15 protein-coding genes are annotated in these 17073 nt (G+C 60.4%); 8 read left to right on the top strand and 7 right to left on the bottom strand.

Annotated elements, in window-relative coordinates; translation table 11 throughout:
* Positions 1-69 precede the first annotated feature (69 nt).
* The 5 genes from C9383_RS16020 to C9383_RS16000 all read left to right on the top strand — a co-directional run bounded on the left by C9383_RS16020 (position 70) and on the right by C9383_RS16000 (position 7745).
* Positions 70-351 (top strand): hypothetical protein, encoded by a 282-nt coding sequence (locus C9383_RS16020; RefSeq protein ID WP_060753328.1) that lies wholly within the window; start codon positions 70-72, stop codon positions 349-351.
* A 330-nt stretch (positions 352-681) separates the two neighbouring features.
* Positions 682-2487 carry a phenylacyl-CoA dehydrogenase gene (locus C9383_RS16015; protein WP_060757251.1) on the top strand — a complete coding sequence of 602 codons (1806 nt, stop codon included), beginning with the start codon at positions 682-684 and terminating at the stop codon, positions 2485-2487.
* Between the two features lie 206 nt (positions 2488-2693).
* Positions 2694-3983, top strand: a complete 1290-nt coding sequence (locus C9383_RS16010; protein WP_090368401.1) for a GGDEF domain-containing protein — start codon at positions 2694-2696, stop codon at positions 3981-3983.
* A 90-nt stretch (positions 3984-4073) separates the two neighbouring features.
* Positions 4074-5846, top strand: coding sequence for an acyl-CoA dehydrogenase C-terminal domain-containing protein (locus C9383_RS16005; RefSeq protein WP_090368403.1), 1773 nt, complete (start codon positions 4074-4076; stop codon positions 5844-5846).
* 120 nt (positions 5847-5966) lie between these two features.
* Positions 5967-7745: an acyl-CoA dehydrogenase C-terminal domain-containing protein gene (locus C9383_RS16000; protein WP_090368405.1), complete on the top strand. Its 1779-nt coding sequence runs from the start codon at positions 5967-5969 to the stop codon at positions 7743-7745.
* Between the two features lie 226 nt (positions 7746-7971).
* Here the strand turns inward: C9383_RS16000 and C9383_RS15995 are convergent, their stop codons facing one another.
* Positions 7972-8871, bottom strand: coding sequence for a LysR family transcriptional regulator (locus C9383_RS15995; RefSeq protein WP_090368407.1), 900 nt, complete (start codon positions 8869-8871; stop codon positions 7972-7974).
* Between the two features lie 209 nt (positions 8872-9080).
* On the opposite strand from C9383_RS15995, the gene C9383_RS15990 reads away from it, so the two are divergent.
* The 3 genes from C9383_RS15990 to C9383_RS15980 all read left to right on the top strand — a co-directional run bounded on the left by C9383_RS15990 (position 9081) and on the right by C9383_RS15980 (position 11207).
* Positions 9081-10343 carry an aspartate aminotransferase family protein gene (locus tag C9383_RS15990; RefSeq protein ID WP_090368409.1) on the top strand — a complete coding sequence of 421 codons (1263 nt, stop codon included), beginning with the start codon at positions 9081-9083 and terminating at the stop codon, positions 10341-10343.
* Between the two features lie 289 nt (positions 10344-10632).
* Positions 10633-10953 carry a helix-turn-helix domain-containing protein gene (locus tag C9383_RS15985; protein ID WP_060757257.1) on the top strand — a complete coding sequence of 107 codons (321 nt, stop codon included), beginning with the start codon at positions 10633-10635 and terminating at the stop codon, positions 10951-10953.
* Between the two features lie 95 nt (positions 10954-11048).
* On the top strand, positions 11049-11207 hold the full coding sequence (locus C9383_RS15980; protein WP_003228885.1) for a YqaE/Pmp3 family membrane protein: 159 nt from the start codon (positions 11049-11051) through the stop codon (positions 11205-11207).
* Positions 11208-11212: 5 nt separating this feature from the next.
* Here the strand turns inward: C9383_RS15980 and pqqE are convergent, their stop codons facing one another.
* The 6 genes from pqqE to pqqF form a co-directional block, all read right to left on the bottom strand.
* The gene (gene pqqE / locus C9383_RS15975; protein ID WP_060757258.1) at positions 11213-12343 is read right to left on the bottom strand and encodes a pyrroloquinoline quinone biosynthesis protein PqqE; all 1131 of its coding nucleotides are present in this window, start codon (positions 12341-12343) and stop codon (positions 11213-11215) included.
* Entirely contained in the window at positions 12336-12611 is a 276-nt protein-coding gene (gene pqqD, locus C9383_RS15970) for a pyrroloquinoline quinone biosynthesis peptide chaperone PqqD (protein ID WP_060757259.1), read from the bottom strand. Before pqqD ends, pqqE begins: the two co-directional genes overlap by 8 nt.
* Positions 12608-13360: a pyrroloquinoline-quinone synthase PqqC gene (pqqC, locus tag C9383_RS15965; RefSeq protein ID WP_060757260.1), complete on the bottom strand. Its 753-nt coding sequence runs from the start codon at positions 13358-13360 to the stop codon at positions 12608-12610. Before pqqC ends, pqqD begins: the two co-directional genes overlap by 4 nt.
* A gap of 93 nt (positions 13361-13453) precedes the next feature.
* A complete protein-coding gene (gene pqqB / locus C9383_RS15960) occupies positions 13454-14365 on the bottom strand; it encodes a pyrroloquinoline quinone biosynthesis protein PqqB (RefSeq protein WP_060757261.1) in 912 nt (303 codons plus the stop codon).
* Between the two features lie 71 nt (positions 14366-14436).
* A complete protein-coding gene (gene pqqA / locus C9383_RS15955; protein WP_003194766.1) occupies positions 14437-14511 on the bottom strand; it encodes a pyrroloquinoline quinone precursor peptide PqqA in 75 nt (24 codons plus the stop codon).
* A 158-nt stretch (positions 14512-14669) separates the two neighbouring features.
* Complete coding sequence (gene pqqF, locus C9383_RS15950; protein WP_090368411.1) at positions 14670-17039, bottom strand: pyrroloquinoline quinone biosynthesis protein PqqF; 2370 nt, start codon at positions 17037-17039, stop codon at positions 14670-14672.
* Between the last annotated feature and the right edge of the window lie 34 nt (positions 17040-17073).

Genomic DNA, 17073 nt, shown 5'->3' with positions numbered 1-17073 from the left:
TTGACGGGCCTTTTGCCGGAATCTCTGCTTCAATTTACCTTCACGATTCTCTAAAGGCAGGCTTACGCCATGGAAATCTCCGGAAGCAGCGCGTTTTATTCGGGACTGAGCACCATCCAGACCGGGCAGAACCGTGTCGACCAGGCCGCCGGCAACATTGCCAGCGCCGCGACGACCCAGCCCTCGGACGCCCAACGCGACCGTTTGCAAGCCAATGGCCGTGCCCAGCCCACCAACTCGGCGAGCGATATGGTCGAGATGGCCCAAGGCAAGTTTCAAGTGGAGCTGGGCGTGAAAGTCGCCAAGGCTTCGGACGAAATGCTCGGCACCTTGATCGATACCTACGCTTAATCCTTGCGCCTATCTGCTCTTCTGTGGGAGCGGGCCTGCTCGCGAAAGCGGTGGATCAGTCTTTGATGGATTGACTGACACACCGCTTTCGCGAGCAAGCCCGCTCCCACATTTGTTCTACGTCATCCTGACGAACTTCTAAACTCCTTTGACAGTGGCAACACGCCGCAGGCCCTGCCGTGCGTGTCGTTGATGCGTGTCATGACAAATGGCGCCTGGACGATGCTTGACAACCCCAGGTCGTAAACGTATGTTTCAAACACCTGTTTGACCGCCACAACAAATCCACGCGGTTGTTCATCCCAGATACATCAGCAGAGGTTTATCGCTATGCCTGACTACAAGGCCCCCTTGCGTGATATTCGCTTCGTTCGTGACGAACTGCTCGGTTATGAAGCGCACTATCAGAGCCTGCCGGCTTGCCAGGACGCTACCCCGGACATGGTTGACGCCATTCTTGAAGAAGGCGCCAAGTTCTGTGAGCAAGTGCTGGCACCGTTGAACCGCGTGGGTGACATCGAAGGGTGTACCTGGAGCGAGTCAGGCGTTAAGACCCCTACTGGTTTCAAGGAAGCCTACAAGCAGTTCGTCGAGGGCGGCTGGCCAAGCCTGGCCCATGATGTGGAGCACGGTGGCCAAGGCCTGCCGGAGTCCCTGGGCCTGGCCGTGAGCGAAATGGTCGGTGAGGCCAACTGGTCGTGGGGCATGTACCCTGGCCTGTCCCACGGTGCAATGAACACCATCTCCGAACACGGCACGCCTGAGCAGCAAGAGGCTTACCTGACCAAGCTGGTTTCGGGCGAGTGGACCGGCACCATGTGCCTGACCGAACCGCACTGCGGCACCGACCTGGGCATGCTGCGCACCAAGGCCGAACCTCAGGCTGATGGTTCCTACAAAGTTTCCGGCACCAAGATCTTCATCTCGGCCGGTGAGCACGATATGGCCGATAACATCGTCCACATCGTCCTGGCGCGCCTGCCGGATGCACCGGCCGGTACCAAAGGTATCTCGCTGTTTATCGTGCCCAAGTTCCTGCCGAATGCAGACGGTTCGATCGGTGAGCGCAACGCCGTGACCTGTGGTTCCCTGGAACACAAGATGGGCATCCATGGCAACGCTACCTGCGTGATGAACTTCGACGCGGCCACCGGTTTCCTGATCGGCCCGGCGAACAAAGGCCTGAACTGCATGTTCACCTTCATGAACACCGCTCGCCTGGGTACCGCACTGCAGGGCCTGGCCCATGCTGAAATCGGCTTCCAGGGCGGCCTGAAATATGCGCGTGATCGCCTGCAAATGCGCTCCCTGACCGGCCCGAAAGCGCCGGACAAAGCGGCCGACCCGATCATCGTGCACCCTGACGTGCGCCGCATGCTGCTGACCATGAAAGCCTTCGCCGAGGGCAACCGTGCGATGGTGTACTTCACCGCCAAGCAAGTGGACATCGTCAAGTACGGCACCGACGACGAAGCCAAGAAACAGGCCGATGGCCTGCTGGCCTTCATGACCCCAATCGCCAAGGCGTTCATGACCGAAGTCGGTTTTGAAGCGGCCAACCACGGCGTGCAGATCTACGGTGGCCACGGCTTCATCGCCGAGTGGGGCATGGAGCAGAACGTTCGCGACAGCCGCATCTCGATGCTGTACGAAGGCACCACCGGCATCCAGGCGCTGGACCTGCTCGGCCGTAAAGTGCTGATGACCCAAGGCGAAGCGCTCAAGGGTTTCACCAAGATCGTGCACAAGTTCTGCCAGGCCAACGAAGGCAACGAAGCCGTCAAAGAGTTCGTCGCGCCGCTGGCTGCACTGAACAAAGAGTGGGGCGAGTTGACCATGAAGGTCGGCATGGCCGCGATGAAAGACCGTGAAGAAGTCGGTGCCGCCTCGGTGGACTACCTGATGTACTCCGGTTACGCGTGCCTGGCTTACTTCTGGGCCGACATGGCGCGCCTGGCCGCCGAAAAACTGGCTGCCGGCACCACCGAAGAGGCGTTCTACACCGCCAAGCTGCAGACTGCGCGCTTCTACTTCCAGCGCATCCTGCCGCGTACCCGCACTCACGTTGCAACCATGCTGTCGGGCGCCAACAACCTGATGGACATGAAAGAAGAGAACTTCGGCCTGGCTTACTAAGCCTTACCGGGTTCTGCTGAAAACCGCCGCTCCCTCGGGAGTGGCGGTTTTTTATTGGGTGCGATAAAAAACACAGCGCAACACTCAGGGATTGGGGTTGGCTGCCGTTACAGTGATGGCAATGTGATACAGGTCATATTGAATGTGCTTAACTGTGCGCAGTGAAGGCACTGTGCCATCTTTATCGGCGGGTCGGAGCTTTACCCTTGTCACGCGTGTCCGCTGTACGTTTCAGCCATTTTCTCCCCTCGTTGCTGCTATTGCTGGCCGGGCTCTCGGCTGCGTATGTCAAAGACCTCAATGTCTTCTTCACTTCGCTGTTCAACGTGCTGCCGACCTTGGTGCTGTTGCTCGGTGGTTCGTATTGCGCGGTGTATCGGCGCCAGCGTGAACTGTTCCTGATGATCACGGTGTATATCACCTACTTCTTGCTGGACACCCAGACGGACTTTTACCGCGACAATGGCCGCGTGCGTGAAGACGCCGCCGTGGTGTTTCATCTGTGTTGCCTGCTGTTGCCGCTGTTGTTCAGCATCTACGCGCTGTGGCAGGAGAAGACCCACCTGTTTCGCGACTTCATTGCCCGGTGTGCGGTGCTGATCGCCGTGGGCAGCGTTGCGCTGGCCCTAGAGCAGAGTTTCCCGCAGGCCTTGCTGAACTGGCTGGCAGAAATTCGTTGGCCGGCGCTGCATGGCAGCTGGATGAGCCTGATCCAACTCTCTTACCCGATGTTCCTGGTCGGCTTCCTGACCCTGGCCGCCCAGTACTGGTACCAGCCGCGTCCGTTGCACGCCGCGCAGTTGGTCGGGTTGTTGGGAATGTTCTGGATGTTGCCGCAAACCTTCATCCTGCCGTTCACGCTGAACATCATGTGCAGCCAGGTGATGTTGATGATTGCCGCCGGTGTGGCCCATGAGGCCTATCAAATGGCGTTTCGCGATGAGCTGACCGGCTTGCCCGGGCGGCGCGCGCTCAACGAACGCATGCAGCGACTGGGGCGCAACTATGTGTTGGCGATGAGCGACGTCGACCACTTCAAGCGCTTCAACGACACCCATGGCCACGACGTGGGCGACCAGGTCCTGCGGCTGGTCGCCAGCAAGCTGTCCAAGGTCAATGGCGGCGGGCGTGCCTACCGTTATGGCGGTGAAGAATTTGCCGTGGTGTTTGCCGGCAAGACCCTGGATGAGTGCATGCCGCACCTGGAAGAGATCCGCGAGATCATTGCCAACTACGACATCAAGTTGCGCAACCCGGACCGTCCCCATGACGATCATCAGGGCCGTCAGCGTCGCACAGGCAGCGGGGCGTCCAGTGTGTCGGTGACCGTCAGCATCGGCGTGGCCGAGCGCCAGGCCGAGCAGCGCACGCCGGAAGAGGTGCTCAAATCCGCCGACGAAGCCCTGTACTCCGCCAAGGGGGCCGGGCGTAATTGCGTGGTCGCGGCCGGGCAGACCCGGCGTGGCGCGGTGCGTATGGAGCGCGCTGCCGGTTGAGTGATGGCGCTGTATTCAGCGGTTCTACAGTGATTGTTTGCAGTCTTGGCCGGCAGTAGGTTGAAAGTATCTGCTGCCGGAGACATCGCCATGCCTGACTACAAAGCTCCCCTGCGCGACATGCGCTTTCTGATCGACAACGTGTTTGATTTCCATGGCCACTATGCGGCGCTGGGGGCTACGGATGCCACGCCGGACATGGTCAGTGCGATCCTCGAAGAAGGCGCCAAATTCTGCGAAAACGTGCTCGCACCGCTCAACCGCAGCGGTGATGAAGAGGGCTGCCATTTCGACAATGGCGTGGTCACCACCCCCAAGGGCTTCAAGGAGGCCTTCGCCCAGTACGTGGACGGCGGCTGGCACGGCGTGGCGGCAGATCCGGCCTACGGCGGCCAGGGCCTGCCGCCATCCTTGGGCCTGGTGCTGAGCGAAATGATCGGCTCCAGCAACACGTCCTGGGGCATGTACCCCGGCCTGACCCACGGGGCCATGACGGCGATCCACGCCCACGGCACCGACGAGCAGAAAGCCACTTACCTGAACAAACTCACCGCCGGCGAGTGGACCGGCACGATGTGCCTCACCGAAGCCCACTGCGGCACCGACCTGGGCCTGATCAAGACCCGCGCCGTGCCACAGGCGGACGGCAGCTATGCGGTCACCGGCAGCAAGATCTTCATCTCGGCCGGCGAGCACGACATGAGCGCCAATATCATCCATCTGGTACTGGCCAAGCTGCCGGATGCGCCAGCGGGCACTAAGGGTATTTCCTTGTTTATCGTGCCCAAGTTCCATGCGGACTCGGGTGAGCGTAACGCGGTGCACTGTGGCTCCATCGAACACAAGATGGGGATCAAGGGCTCGGCCACGTGCGTGTTGAACTTCGACGGTGCCAGGGGCTTTTTGATTGGCGAGGCCAACAAAGGCCTCAACTGCATGTTCACCATGATGAACCACGCACGGCTGGGCACCGGCATGCAGGGCTTGTGCAACGGTGAAGCGAGTTTCCAGGGCGCGATCAAATACGCCAACGACCGCCTGCAAATGCGCTCGCTGACCGGCGCCAAGGCCCCGGACAAAGCCGCCGACCCGATCATCGTGCACCCCGACGTGCGGCGCATGCTGCTGACCATGAAAGCCTTCAACGAGGGCAACCGCGCATTGACCTACTTCACCGCGCAATTGCTCGACACCGCGCATCTGAGTCACGACGCCGACCAGCGCCAGGCCGCTGAAGACCTGTTGGCCTTCCTTACCCCGATCTGCAAAGCCTTCATGACCGAGACCGGGCTGGAGGTGACCAACCACGGTATGCAGGTGTTCGGCGGCCATGGCTACATCCGCGAGTGGGGCATGGAGCAACTAGCGCGGGATGCGCGGATTGCACCGATCTATGAAGGCACCAACGGCATCCAGGCGCTGGATTTGCTGGGGCGCAAGGTGCTCGGCAGCCAGGGCAAGTTATTGCGTGGCTTCACCCGGATTGTGCATAAGTTCTGCGCGGCGCATGCCGAACATCCGCAGCTCAAGGCCCATGTGGAGCAACTCGACCAGTTGAACCAGCAGTGGGGCGAGTTGACGATGAAGGTTGGTATGGCGGCGATGAAAAACCCGGATGAAGTGGGCGCTGCGGCCGTGGATTACCTGATGTACAGCGGCTATATCATCCTGGCGTACCTGTGGCTGCGTATGGCCATTGCCGCGCAAGCGCAAGACGACATCGAGTTCGCCAAGGCCAAGCTGGGCACCTGCGACTTCTACTTCAAGCGCCTGCTGCCCCGTACAACGGGCCACCGCGCCGCCGTGGAGGCCGGCAGCGAGTGCCTGATGAGTCTGTCTGCGCAAGCATTTGCATTGGAGTGACTTAAAAATACCAATCAGTCACAAGTGGACCCTATGTGTCTTAAAAGTTGTTCGGGTACACTCGGGGCTCATAAAACCGATCCCTATCGAATCACTTTTCACGTTCTCACGAGGTTTGCCATGGCTGATTACAAAGCGCCGCTGCGTGATATGCGCTTCGTCCTCAACGAAGTGTTTGAGGTCGCCAATACTTGGGCCCAATTGCCGGCATTGGCAGACACCGTGGATGCCGAAACCGTTGAGGCCATTCTCGAAGAGGCCGGCAAGGTGACCGCCAAGTCCATCGCGCCGCTCAGCCGGGGTGGCGACGAGCAAGGCTGCCGCTGGGCGGACAGTGCGGTCAGCACGCCGGATGGATTCCCACAGGCCTACAAAACCTACGCTGAAGGCGGCTGGGTGGGTGTCGGGGGTGATCCTGTCTTCGGCGGCATGGGCATGCCCAAAGCCGTATCGGCGCAAGTCGAAGAAATGATCAACTCGTCGAGCCTGGCGTTCGGCCTGTATCCGATGCTGACTTCCGGCGCCTGCGTGTCGATCAATACCCATGCCAGTGAAGAGCTTAAAGCCGCTTACCTGCCGAAGATGTATTCCGGCGAGTGGGCCGGCTCCATGTGCCTGACCGAAGCCCATGCCGGTACGGACCTGGGGATGATCCGCACCAAGGCCGAGCCTCAGGCGGACGGTTCCTACAAGGTCAGCGGCACCAAGATCTTCATCACCGGTGGCGAGCACGATCTCACCGAAAACATCATCCACCTGGTGCTGGCCAAGCTGCCGGATGCACCGGCGGGGCCCAAGGGGATTTCGCTGTTCCTGGTGCCGAAGTTCATGGTCAATGCCGACGGCAGCCTGGGCGCGCGTAACCCGGTGACTTGCGGCTCGATCGAACACAAGATGGGCATCCAGGCGTCTGCGACCTGCGTGATGAACTTCGACGAAGCCGTGGGCTACCTGGTCGGCGAGCCAAACCGTGGCTTGGCGGCGATGTTCACCATGATGAACTACGAGCGTCTGGGCGTGGGTATCCAGGGCCTGGCGTCCGGCGAGCGCTCCTACCAGAACGCGATCGAATACGCCCGCGATCGCCTGCAAAGCCGTGCACCGACTGGCGCCCAAGCCAAAGACAAGGCCGCCGACCCGATCATCGTGCACCCGGACGTGCGGCGCATGCTGCTGACCATGAAGGCCGCGAACGAAGGCGGCCGTGCGTTCTCCACCTATGTGGCGACGCAGTTGGATATCGCCAAATTCAGCGAAGATGCCGCCGCTCGCGAACGCGCCGATAACCTGGTGGCGTTGTTGACCCCGGTTGCCAAGGCGTTTCTCACCGACCTGGGCCTGGAAACCACCGTACTCGGCCAGCAAGTGTTCGGCGGCCATGGCTACATCCGCGAGTGGGGCCAGGAACAATTGGTGCGCGACGTACGCATCACCCAGATCTACGAAGGGACCAATGGCATTCAGGCCCTGGACCTGATGGGGCGCAAGATCGTGGGCAGCGGTGGCAAGTTCTACAGCCTGTTCGCCGACGAAGTCCGTCAGTTCATCGCCACGGCGAATGCCGAACTGGCCGAGTTCACCCGCCCACTCAGCGCAGCGGTGGATAACCTGGATGAATTGACCGCCTGGGTGCTGGACCGCGCCAAGACCAACCCGAATGAGATCGGCGCGGCGTCGGTGGAATATCTGCACGCGTTTGGGTACATGGCCTACGCCTACATGTGGGCACGCATGGCCAAGGCAGCGCTGGGCAAAGAGGCTGAAGAAGATTTCTACGCCAGCAAACTGGGCACGGCGCGCTTTTACTTTGCACGCCTGTTGCCGCGTATCCACTCATTGAGCGCGTCGGTAAAAGCGGGCAGCGAATCGCTGTATTTGCTGGATGAGGCACAGTTCTAAAGGCTTGGAGGGCGTGTAAGCAATCTCTTACATGACGTGCTGCTATTCGTCCTCTATCGCCAAATTGGATCCACCGATAATCTACTTCACATGGACGTCGCGCAGGAAGCGCAAAGCAACAACACGGACACGTAGGATTCTGCCAGGATGGCGGAGTGAAATGGATGTCAGGGAAACAGTCTGCAAAGCCCCGCTTCGGCGGGGTTTTCTTTTGCCCGCGAAAAAGTCAGGCGCTTGCCTGCGGGGCATTCATCACGCCTTCCAGCAGCGTGCGCAGCAAGGCCACGGTCGCCTGCTGTCGTTGTAGATCACGGCACACCAAGCCCACTTTCAGTGGCACCCTGGGTTCACTCAAGGGTTTCCACAACAAGGCCTTGCTGTTGTGCTCGTCCTGAGAGCGCCCTGGCAGCACCGTGGCCAATTTACTGTGGGGCAGGCTGTCGAGAATGCCCACCATGGTGTTGAGCTCTGCCTGCACTTGCGGGCGCCGCCCAAGGTTGGACAGTTGGCCTTGCCAGATCTGGCGCACTTGAAACTCTTCGCCCAACAGCAACATTGGCAATTCGGCCGCCTGCTTCAGCGAGACTTTCTTGAACTCGCGCAGCGGGTGGTCCTCGGGGATCACCACCTTCAATTCATCCTCATACAGCAGCGTGCCGTGCAGCCCCGGCTGGCGTGGCGGCAGATAGCTGATGCCAATGTCCAGCGAACCGTTGAGCAGGCGCCGTTCAATTTCAAGCCCCGTCAGTTCGTAGATTTGCACGACCAAATGAGGCTGCGCCTTGCGCACACGCTCCAGCATTTGCGGAACCAGGCTGGTGTGCACCGTCTGCAGCACGCCGATGGCCAAGGTACGCATCGCCTGGCCCTTGAAGTTGCCCAAGGCTTCAACGGCTTGCTGCATGCCATCGATCAGCGGCAAGGCATGGTTGTACAACGTATGAGCGGCCAAGGTAGGTAACAGGCGCTTGCTGCTGCGCTCGAACAGGCCCACATCCAGGTTCTGTTCCAGCTGGCGGATTTGTTGCGACAACGCCGGTTGAGAGATCGAAAGGCGTTCAGCGGCACGGCCTACGTGGCCTTCCTCATACACCGCGACGAAATAACGCAGTTGCTTGAAATCCATAAGACTTACTTATCGAAAAAGCTGGAAAATCGAAATGGCCGTCGGCCCTGCAGACGCCTAGTCTAGCGCCTATTCACAGGGCGTACAGGGCCGGATCGGGCAATGAACAGCGTTTATGTTGATAGCGTTTACATAGGCAAGACAAAAAACCGCAAGGCAGTGTCGGCACCCAGCACCGATCAAGGTCGGGTTGCTATTGGAGGTGAGCTGTGAATCTGTTCCGTCGCCCCGCGCCGAGCCTGGACGATCTGATTCTGGACACTGCCGGCAATGACCTTTCCAGCGCGCGCCTGATGCCCACCGTTGCGCGCCCGCCACAGGTGTTCGTGCGTGGCCAGGGCTCCTGGCTCTGGGACAGTGATGACCGCGCCTACCTCGATTTCAGCCAGGGCGGTGCCGCCAACAGCCTCGGCCACAGCCCGCAGGTATTGATCAAGGCGCTCTCGGATCAGGCTCAAGCACTGATCAACCCGGGTAATGGCCTGTACAACCGCCTGCAACTCAACCTCGTCGAGCGCCTGTGCGAACACACCGGCAGCGACCAGGGCTACCTGCTCAACAGCGGCGCGCAAGCCTGCGAAGCGGCGATCAAGCTGGCACGCAAATGGGGCCAACTGCATCGGGGTAGTGCTTACCGCATCATCACCGCGGGCAACGGCTGCCATGGCCGCAGCTTCGCGGCCATGTCGGCGTCGTCGGGCGGCTGTGACAACCGTTTCGAACCGCAGTTGCCTGGGTTCAGCCATGTGCCGTTCAACGATCTACCCGCCCTGCACGCCGCCGTGGATGCCGGTACTGTCGCCATCATGCTGGAACCTATCCAGGCCGAAGCCGGCGTGATTCCCGCCACCGAGCACTACCTCAAGGGGGTTGAGCGCCTATGCCGTGAGCTGGGCATCCTGCTGATTCTTGATGAAGTGCAAACGGGCATCGGTCGCTGTGGCGCCTTACTTGCTGAACAGCAGTACGGTATACGCGCCGACATCATCATGCTCGGCAAGGGCTTGGGCGGTGGCGTGCCGCTGGCGGCCTTGTTGGCGCGCGGCAAAGCCTGCTGCTTCGAGGTCGGCGAGCTGGAGGGCACCCATCATGGTAATGCGCTGATGGCATCGGCCGGTCTGGCGGTTCTCGATACGGTGCTGGAGCACGGTTTCCTGGAGCAGGTGCGTGAGTCTGGCTGTTACCTCGGCGAAGGTCTCGCCCGCCTGGCCTACCGTTACGACCACGGCCAATTACGCGGCCAGGGTCTGATGTGGGGCCTGACGTTGTCGGATGATTCTGCGGATGCCGTCGTAAAGGCCGCCCTGCACGAAGGTCTGATCCTCAATGCCCCGCAACCTAACTGCCTGCGCTTCACTCCGGCGCTGACCGTGAGCAAAAGCAACATCGACGAAATGCTCCTGCGCCTGGCCCGCGCCTTTTCTCGCGTGCGTACCGCACAACTGCAATGCCGCAAGGGCATCGCCGTTTAATCCCTTATTCCTGAACCGTCTCGCGGCCTACGCGGCGCCTCCAGCCTGATTCTTTTGGCTGGGGGCGTTTTTTTGTCTGCGAAATTTTTGGACTGAAATTGTTGATTGAGCATCAGTGAAAACAATGGCTTTTTGGCAAGCGTCGGCAAGGACTGCCGACGAGGGGGCAGAGAGATTTTGCGTGCCCGCGTTTCTAGTCTATACCACTGAGTGGTATGTTTGTGGGAAGCTTTAAGCGCGGCACAAGTCCAGCAACTACTGGACCTCAAGGAGTTTGTGGAGATACATCATGATCAAAAAGTATGAAAGTGAAGCGCTGGAATCTGTTCATAAATCGGCCCAGGCGCTGCACTCGATAGGGGCAATCAGCAAAACCACTCTACGTGAGTTCGACGAGATGTGCCTTGCAACGGTCCCGGCGCAAATTCCAGCCGAACAGATCAAGCAGCTGCGTGAAAGCAGCCATGTGAGCCAACCTGTTTTCGCGCGTTACTTGAACACCAGTGCCTCCACGGTCAAAAAATGGGAATCTGGTGAGAAACAGCCCAGCGGCATGGCGCTCAAGTTGCTGAGCATCGTAAAGAAGCACGGGTTGGAAATTCTGGCTTGAAGATGGCCCAATGCCAGAACCCACTGAACCCTCGCAAACCCCCACGGTCGATTAGCTACACGGCTCACACGAGCCGATTTTCTGGAGCTGACCCTATGGATTTCATTCGTATCATCATTGCCATCCTGTTGCCGCCACTGGGCGTGTTCCTGCAAGTGGGGTTCGGTGGCGCGTTCTGGCTGAATATCCTGCTGACCCTGTGCGGCTACATCCCGGGCATCGTGCATGCGGTGTACATCATCGCCAAGCGCTGAGGCCGTCAGCCTTTGGCGATGAGTCGTGAGTTGCGCTCGTTGCGAAAGGCCAGTTGCTCAATGGTCTGAGTAGCGTGTTCGGCCTCCTCCCGCGCCTGCAGGATGATGCCGTGCTGCTCGGACTTGCTGCATACCGGGTCGGCATTGCTCGCATCCCCGGTCAGCATAAAGGCCTGGCAGCGGCAGCCGCCGAAGTCCTTTTCCTTTTCGTCACACGAACGGCACGGTTCGGGCATCCAGTCATAGCCGCGAAAGCGGTTGAAGCCGAACGAGTCGTACCAGATGTGCTGCATGCTGTGATCGCGCACATTCGGAAATTGCACCGGCATCTGTCGGGCGCCGTGGCAGGGTAGGGCGGTACCGTCCGGTGTCACCGTCAGAAAGAGACTGCCCCAGCCGTTCATGCAGGCTTTTGGGCGCTCCTCGTAGTAGTCCGGGGTCACGAAGATCAGCTTGCAGGGGTGCCCTTGGGCTTCAAGCTTGGCACGGTATTCGTTAGTGATGCGCTCGGCGCGCACCAACTGCTCTTTAGTCGGCAGCAACCCCACGCGATTGAGTTGTGCCCAGCCATAGAACTGGCAGGTGGCGAGTTCGACGAAGTCGGCTTCCAGCGCGATGCACAGCTCGATGATACGGTCGATCTTGTCGATATTGTGCCGATGGGTGACAAAGTTCAGCACCATCGGATAGCCATGGGCCTTGACCGCACGGGCCATTTCCAGTTTTTGCGCGAAGGCTTTTTTCGAGCCGGCCAGCAGATTGTTCACCTGTTCATCGCTGGCCTGGAAGCTGATCTGGATATGGTCCAGGCCGGCTTTTTTGAAGTCGCTGATTTTCTGTTCGGTGAGGCCGATGCCGGAGGTGATCAGGTTGGTGTAGAACCCCAACTGGCGTGCCTCGGCGATCAGCTCTGCGAGGTCCTGGCGCACCAGCGGTTCACCGCCGGAAAACCCCAGTTGGGCCGCACCCATTTCCCGCGCTTCGCGAAACACCTTGATCCACTGCTCGGTGCTCAGCTCCTTGCCCTGCTCGGCAAAATCCAGCGGGTTGGAGCAATACGGGCATTGCAACGGGCAGCGGTAAGTCAGCTCGGCGAGCAACCATAGCGGCAGGCCGACAGCGGGTTTTTCAGGCAAGGTTGATCCAGTGCTCAGCACGGGCGACCTCCATGAATTGCTCGATGTCTTCACCGAGTTCAGGCACACCGGGGAATTGTTTTTCCAGCTCGGCGATGATGGCCGCGACGTCGCGCTCACCGTCGATCAAGCCACCGATCAAGGCGGCGCTGTCGTTGAGCTTGATCATGCCTTCAGGATAGAGCAACACATGGCCTTTTTGCGCAGGCTCGTACTGGTAGCGATAGCCTTGGCGCCAGGTCGGTTTTTTGCTGCGATCAAAGCTCATAGGGTGATCCCTTTATGCCACACCCGTTGCTCGGTCACGCTGTGATAGGGCGGGCGGTTGAGTTCATAGGCCATGCTCATGGCGTCCAGCATGCTCCACAAAATATCCAGTTTGAACTGGAGTATTTCCAGCATGCGCTCCTGGCCTTCGCGAGTCGTGTAGTGCTGCAGGGTGATCGCCAGCCCGTGCTCCACGTCGCGACGGGCCTGGCCCAGGCGCGTGCGGAAATATTCGTAGCCGGCTGGATCAATCCACGGGTAATGCTGCGGCCAACTGTCGAGGCGCGACTGGTGGATCTGCGGGGCGAACAGCTCGGTCAGCGAACTGCTGGCGGCTTCTTGCCAGCTGGCGCGACGGGCGAAGTTGACGTAGGCATCCACCGCAAAACGCACACCGGGCAACACCAACTCCTGGGAGCGCAGTTGATCGGGGTCGAGGCCGACCGCCTGGCCCAGGCGCAACCAGGCTTCGATCCCGCCGTCTTCGCCGGGAGCGCCGTCGTGGTCAAGCAGGCGTTGAATCCACTCGCGGCGAATCTCGCGGTCCGGGCAGTTGGCCAGGATCGCCGCGTCTTTCAGCGGAATATTTACCTGATAGTAGAAGCGGTTGGCGACCCAACCCTGGATCTGCTCGCGGGTGGCGCGGCCCTCATACATCGCCACGTGGTACGGGTGATGGATATGGTAGAAGGCGCCCTTGGCCCGCAGGGCCTTTTCAAATTCTGCGGTGTTCATCGGTCTTTCAGTCATAAGAGGTCTCCTGTAGGAGCGAGTTTGCTCGCGAAGGTGGTTAGCGATGACGGGCGCGCGGTGCCCTTGAGTTTTTCGCGGGCAAGCCCGCTCCTACAGTTCGATGCTCATGCCGTCGTAAGCCACTTCGACATTGCGCCGCACCAACTCGGCCCGCTCGGGGGAGTCTTCATCGAGAATCGGGTTGGTGTTGTTGATGTGGATAAGTACCTTGCGCTGTTCAGGCAACTGCGCAAGCACTTCGAGCATGCCGCCGGGGCCGTTCTGCGCCAGGTGGCCCATCTCGCGGCCGGTACGGGTGCCGACGCCACGGCGTTGCATTTCATCGTCATCCCACATCGTGCCATCCACCAGCAGGCAATCGCTACCGGCCATGATCTCCAGCAACGGCGCGTCGACCTTGCCCAGTCCCGGGGCGTAGAACAGTTTGCCGCCGGTGCGCAGGTCTTCGACGATCAGGCCGATGTTGTCGCCTGGGTGCGGGTCGAAGCGGTGTGGCGAGTAGGGCGGCGCAGCGCTGCGCAGTGGCAACGGGGTAAAACGCAGGTTTGGGCAAGCCGGGATGGTGAAGCCGGTGTCCAGCTCGATGCGGTTCCTGACCAGGCCGCCGTTCCAATGGGTGAGCATGGTGAACAACGGGAAACCGGTGCTCAGGTCCTCAAAGACCATGTCGGTGCACCACACCTGGTGCGGGCAGCCTTCACGCAGGCTCAGCAGGCCGGTGGTGTGGTCGATCTGGCTGTCCATCAGGATGATCGCGCTGATGCCGGTGTCGCGCAGGGCACGGCCGGGTTGCATCGGGGCAAAGCCTTGCAGTTGCGCCCGGATATCCGGCGAGGCATTGCACAGTACCCAGTTCACGCCATCGTCGGAGATCGCGATGGACGACTGGGTGCGGGCCTGGGCCTTTAAGCTGCCATCACGAAAACCTGCGCAGTTCACGCAGTTGCAGTTCCACTGTGGGAAACCACCGCCGGCGGCGGAACCTAGAATCTGGACAAACATGGTCGCTCCATCAAGCAAAGCTCAAAACAAAAACGCCCCGGGCGAACCGAGGCGTTGTATTACCCAGCGGATTAACGGCTGGCGAAGTACATGGTGACTTCGAAACCGATGCGCAGATCAGTGTAAGCAGGTTTGGACCAGGTCATATTCATACTCCTACCAAAGGATGGGACGTTCACTACCAACTACTACATATAGTCCACCTCCTGTCGGAGATGTTCAGATACTGCGTATGAATATTACGCAATTCTTCTCAAGTTAGCGCTGTCTCGAAAGAAAAAGCCTTTTGCAGGCCTGGCAATGATCAGCCTGCGGCTTGCCAGTGATCGCTGATACGTGGGCCGTTGGCGACACAGCGCCAGCCGCCCGAGGCATTGTTGAGTTGCCGGGCGGCCTGCAGTAAATCTTCACGCGTGCGAGATCGGATGAGTTGTTCAAGCCGCTCCAGATATCCCGACGAATGGCCGGCCAACTGCGCGTGCCAAAGCTGCTCGGCGGCTTGGGCGACAGAAAGTGCCGTGAGCTGCCGGGCCAGGTCCTGGCCCCCCAGGTCGGCGCTGCCCTCGATCAACGACGGCAGTTGTGTCAGAAAGGTTTGCAGGTGTTCGACGATACCGGCGAGGGAAACGCTGGGGGACTGCACGCCAAACAGCAGCCCGGTTTGCCCGTTGATCTGTCGCACGCCGCTGAATACGGCGTAGCCGACTTGCAGCTCGACGCGCAAGCGTTGGTAGAAAGGCCCCTGCAACAGATGCCCGAGCAGGCGCCACGCGGCCTCGTCCTCCAGGGATTGTGTGGGTGCCGGGCAAAACAGCAGTAATGCCGCTTCGTCGGACGCCGTTGCCATCGCGTGCCAGAGACGTTGACCACCGATGGGCGGGTGTTGGTACTCGATGCTCGCGGGCTGCCCAGGCAAACGAGCGGCAGCGCTTTTGATCGCGGCTTCGCATGCGGCAGGCAACCCCAGGCCCAACCCTTGCCAGCGGGCGGTGTTCCACGCTGCCGGCGTCACGCGAGGTTCGCTGCGAGCACCGGCACAGCAAGCCGGGAGCGCCTTGAGCAGTGCTCGGATAGCAATCAGCGGCGCTGCGTTGGAGGGCGTCTCATGGGCCACGGGCAGGTTAAGGTTGTGCGCCAAGGCTTCGAGCACGGCCGGCATCGGCTCGTGGAGGCCGGTCATTTTCACCCACCAGTCATTGGCGAGGGTTTCGAACGATAACTCGACGCCCGCCTGATGGGCGTTGTCCCGCAACGGCTGCAATGCGCTTTCCAGCCCGGCAGGGAGGCTTGAATCAAACTGCCAATGCAGATAGAGCGCACCTTCCTCGGTGTCATCAGCCAAGGCTTTGCTGAACGTCAGCGCGGAGGCTTCGCGTCGGCCTCGGGAACGATCCTGGGCAAAGGTGCGCAGGCCGCGATGGGCGCTGGTTTGGCCGCGAATCAGGCCGGCGCGTTCTTCTTTGACGGGCGGGCGCAGGAAGGGGTTGCCGGGTGGCAACTGCCAAGTGTGCTGGGCGGGCTTCAGCTGCAGTGAATCAAGCAGGGCCTTCAAGGCACTGACGCTGTGCTCCGACAGCGCTTGGCTTTCGTGCCGCGCCAACGCCAGGGCGCCTTGGACCTGAAGTTGACGCGCCGCCAGCAGGGCGAATTCTTCGCGCAGTGACGTCCAGTCACTGTGGGCGAAAAAGCTCAGCCAGTCGTGCAACAACATCTCGATCAGCGCCGCCGAATCAGCGTGGGTGTCGAGAGCAAAGTTGATATCCAGCAGTGCTTGCCCAGCGAACTGATAAAGCACCGAGGCCTGCAATGTGCTGGCCAGCTTTCGATTTTTCAGTTCAGCCAGCAACCCGCCGGGCGCTGCGCTGTTGAGCCAGGTACAGAGAAACTCCAGGGCTTCGCGTGGTACATCGCAGGCAATGACGTGGTGCAGGTGACCATTGGCAGTGTGCTGATAACTCGTGGCCTGGTCGCGCATCAGCGCCGGCGGAGCGGCCTGTGGGTGGCCAGCCCCGGCGGCCAGCTGTTCGCTGAACCGCCGCGCCAGCGCTTCGAGTTCGTCCCACGGCTGGGGGCCGGCAAGGCTCAGGGTCATCTGCCCACTCTGATAGAAGTCGGTGTGGAATGCCCTCAGCGCTTGCTGAAACAGCTCACTTTCCACGGGCAGGCTGTCGCGATTACCGGCATGAAAACCCCGCAGCGGATGATCATCGGCCAGACCTTCGAGCAGTGCGACCTGCCGTTGCGCTTGGGCATCCTGCGACCAGGCGACGAACTCCGCGTGCAGCACTTCACGTTCACGCAGTTGATCTTCAATTGCCAGGCGTGGATGAGCGAGCATCTCGGCCAGTCGCTCAAGCCCCTCGGCGAAGGTCGACACAGGCAACTCGAAAAAGAAGTCGGTGGTGCGCTCCCGGGTGCTGGCGTTGACCTGGCCGCCGTGACGCTGCACGTACGCCATCAAGGCGTCGCTCGCGGGAAAACGCTTGGTGCCCAGAAACAACAAATGCTCCAGAAAATGCGCCAATCCCGGCCACGCCAAAGGCGCATCATGGCTGCCGGCGGCCACCCGCAGGGCTGCGGCGCAACGCTTCAAGCGCGGTGCATGGCGTAGAGAAACCTGCAGGCCATTGGCCAGGGTCAGATGACGATGATGAGGGTGGGCCGGGGCAGGCATGGACACTTCCGAAACGTAGGGTGTGGACATGTTA

Origin of the sequence: Pseudomonas palleroniana (assembly GCF_003031675.1) — a bacterium.
Taxonomy (GTDB): Bacteria; Pseudomonadota; Gammaproteobacteria; order Pseudomonadales; family Pseudomonadaceae; genus Aquipseudomonas; species Aquipseudomonas palleroniana.
Note: the sequence above shows the minus strand (reverse complement) of the source record. Positions and strands in the feature narration are given on the sequence as shown.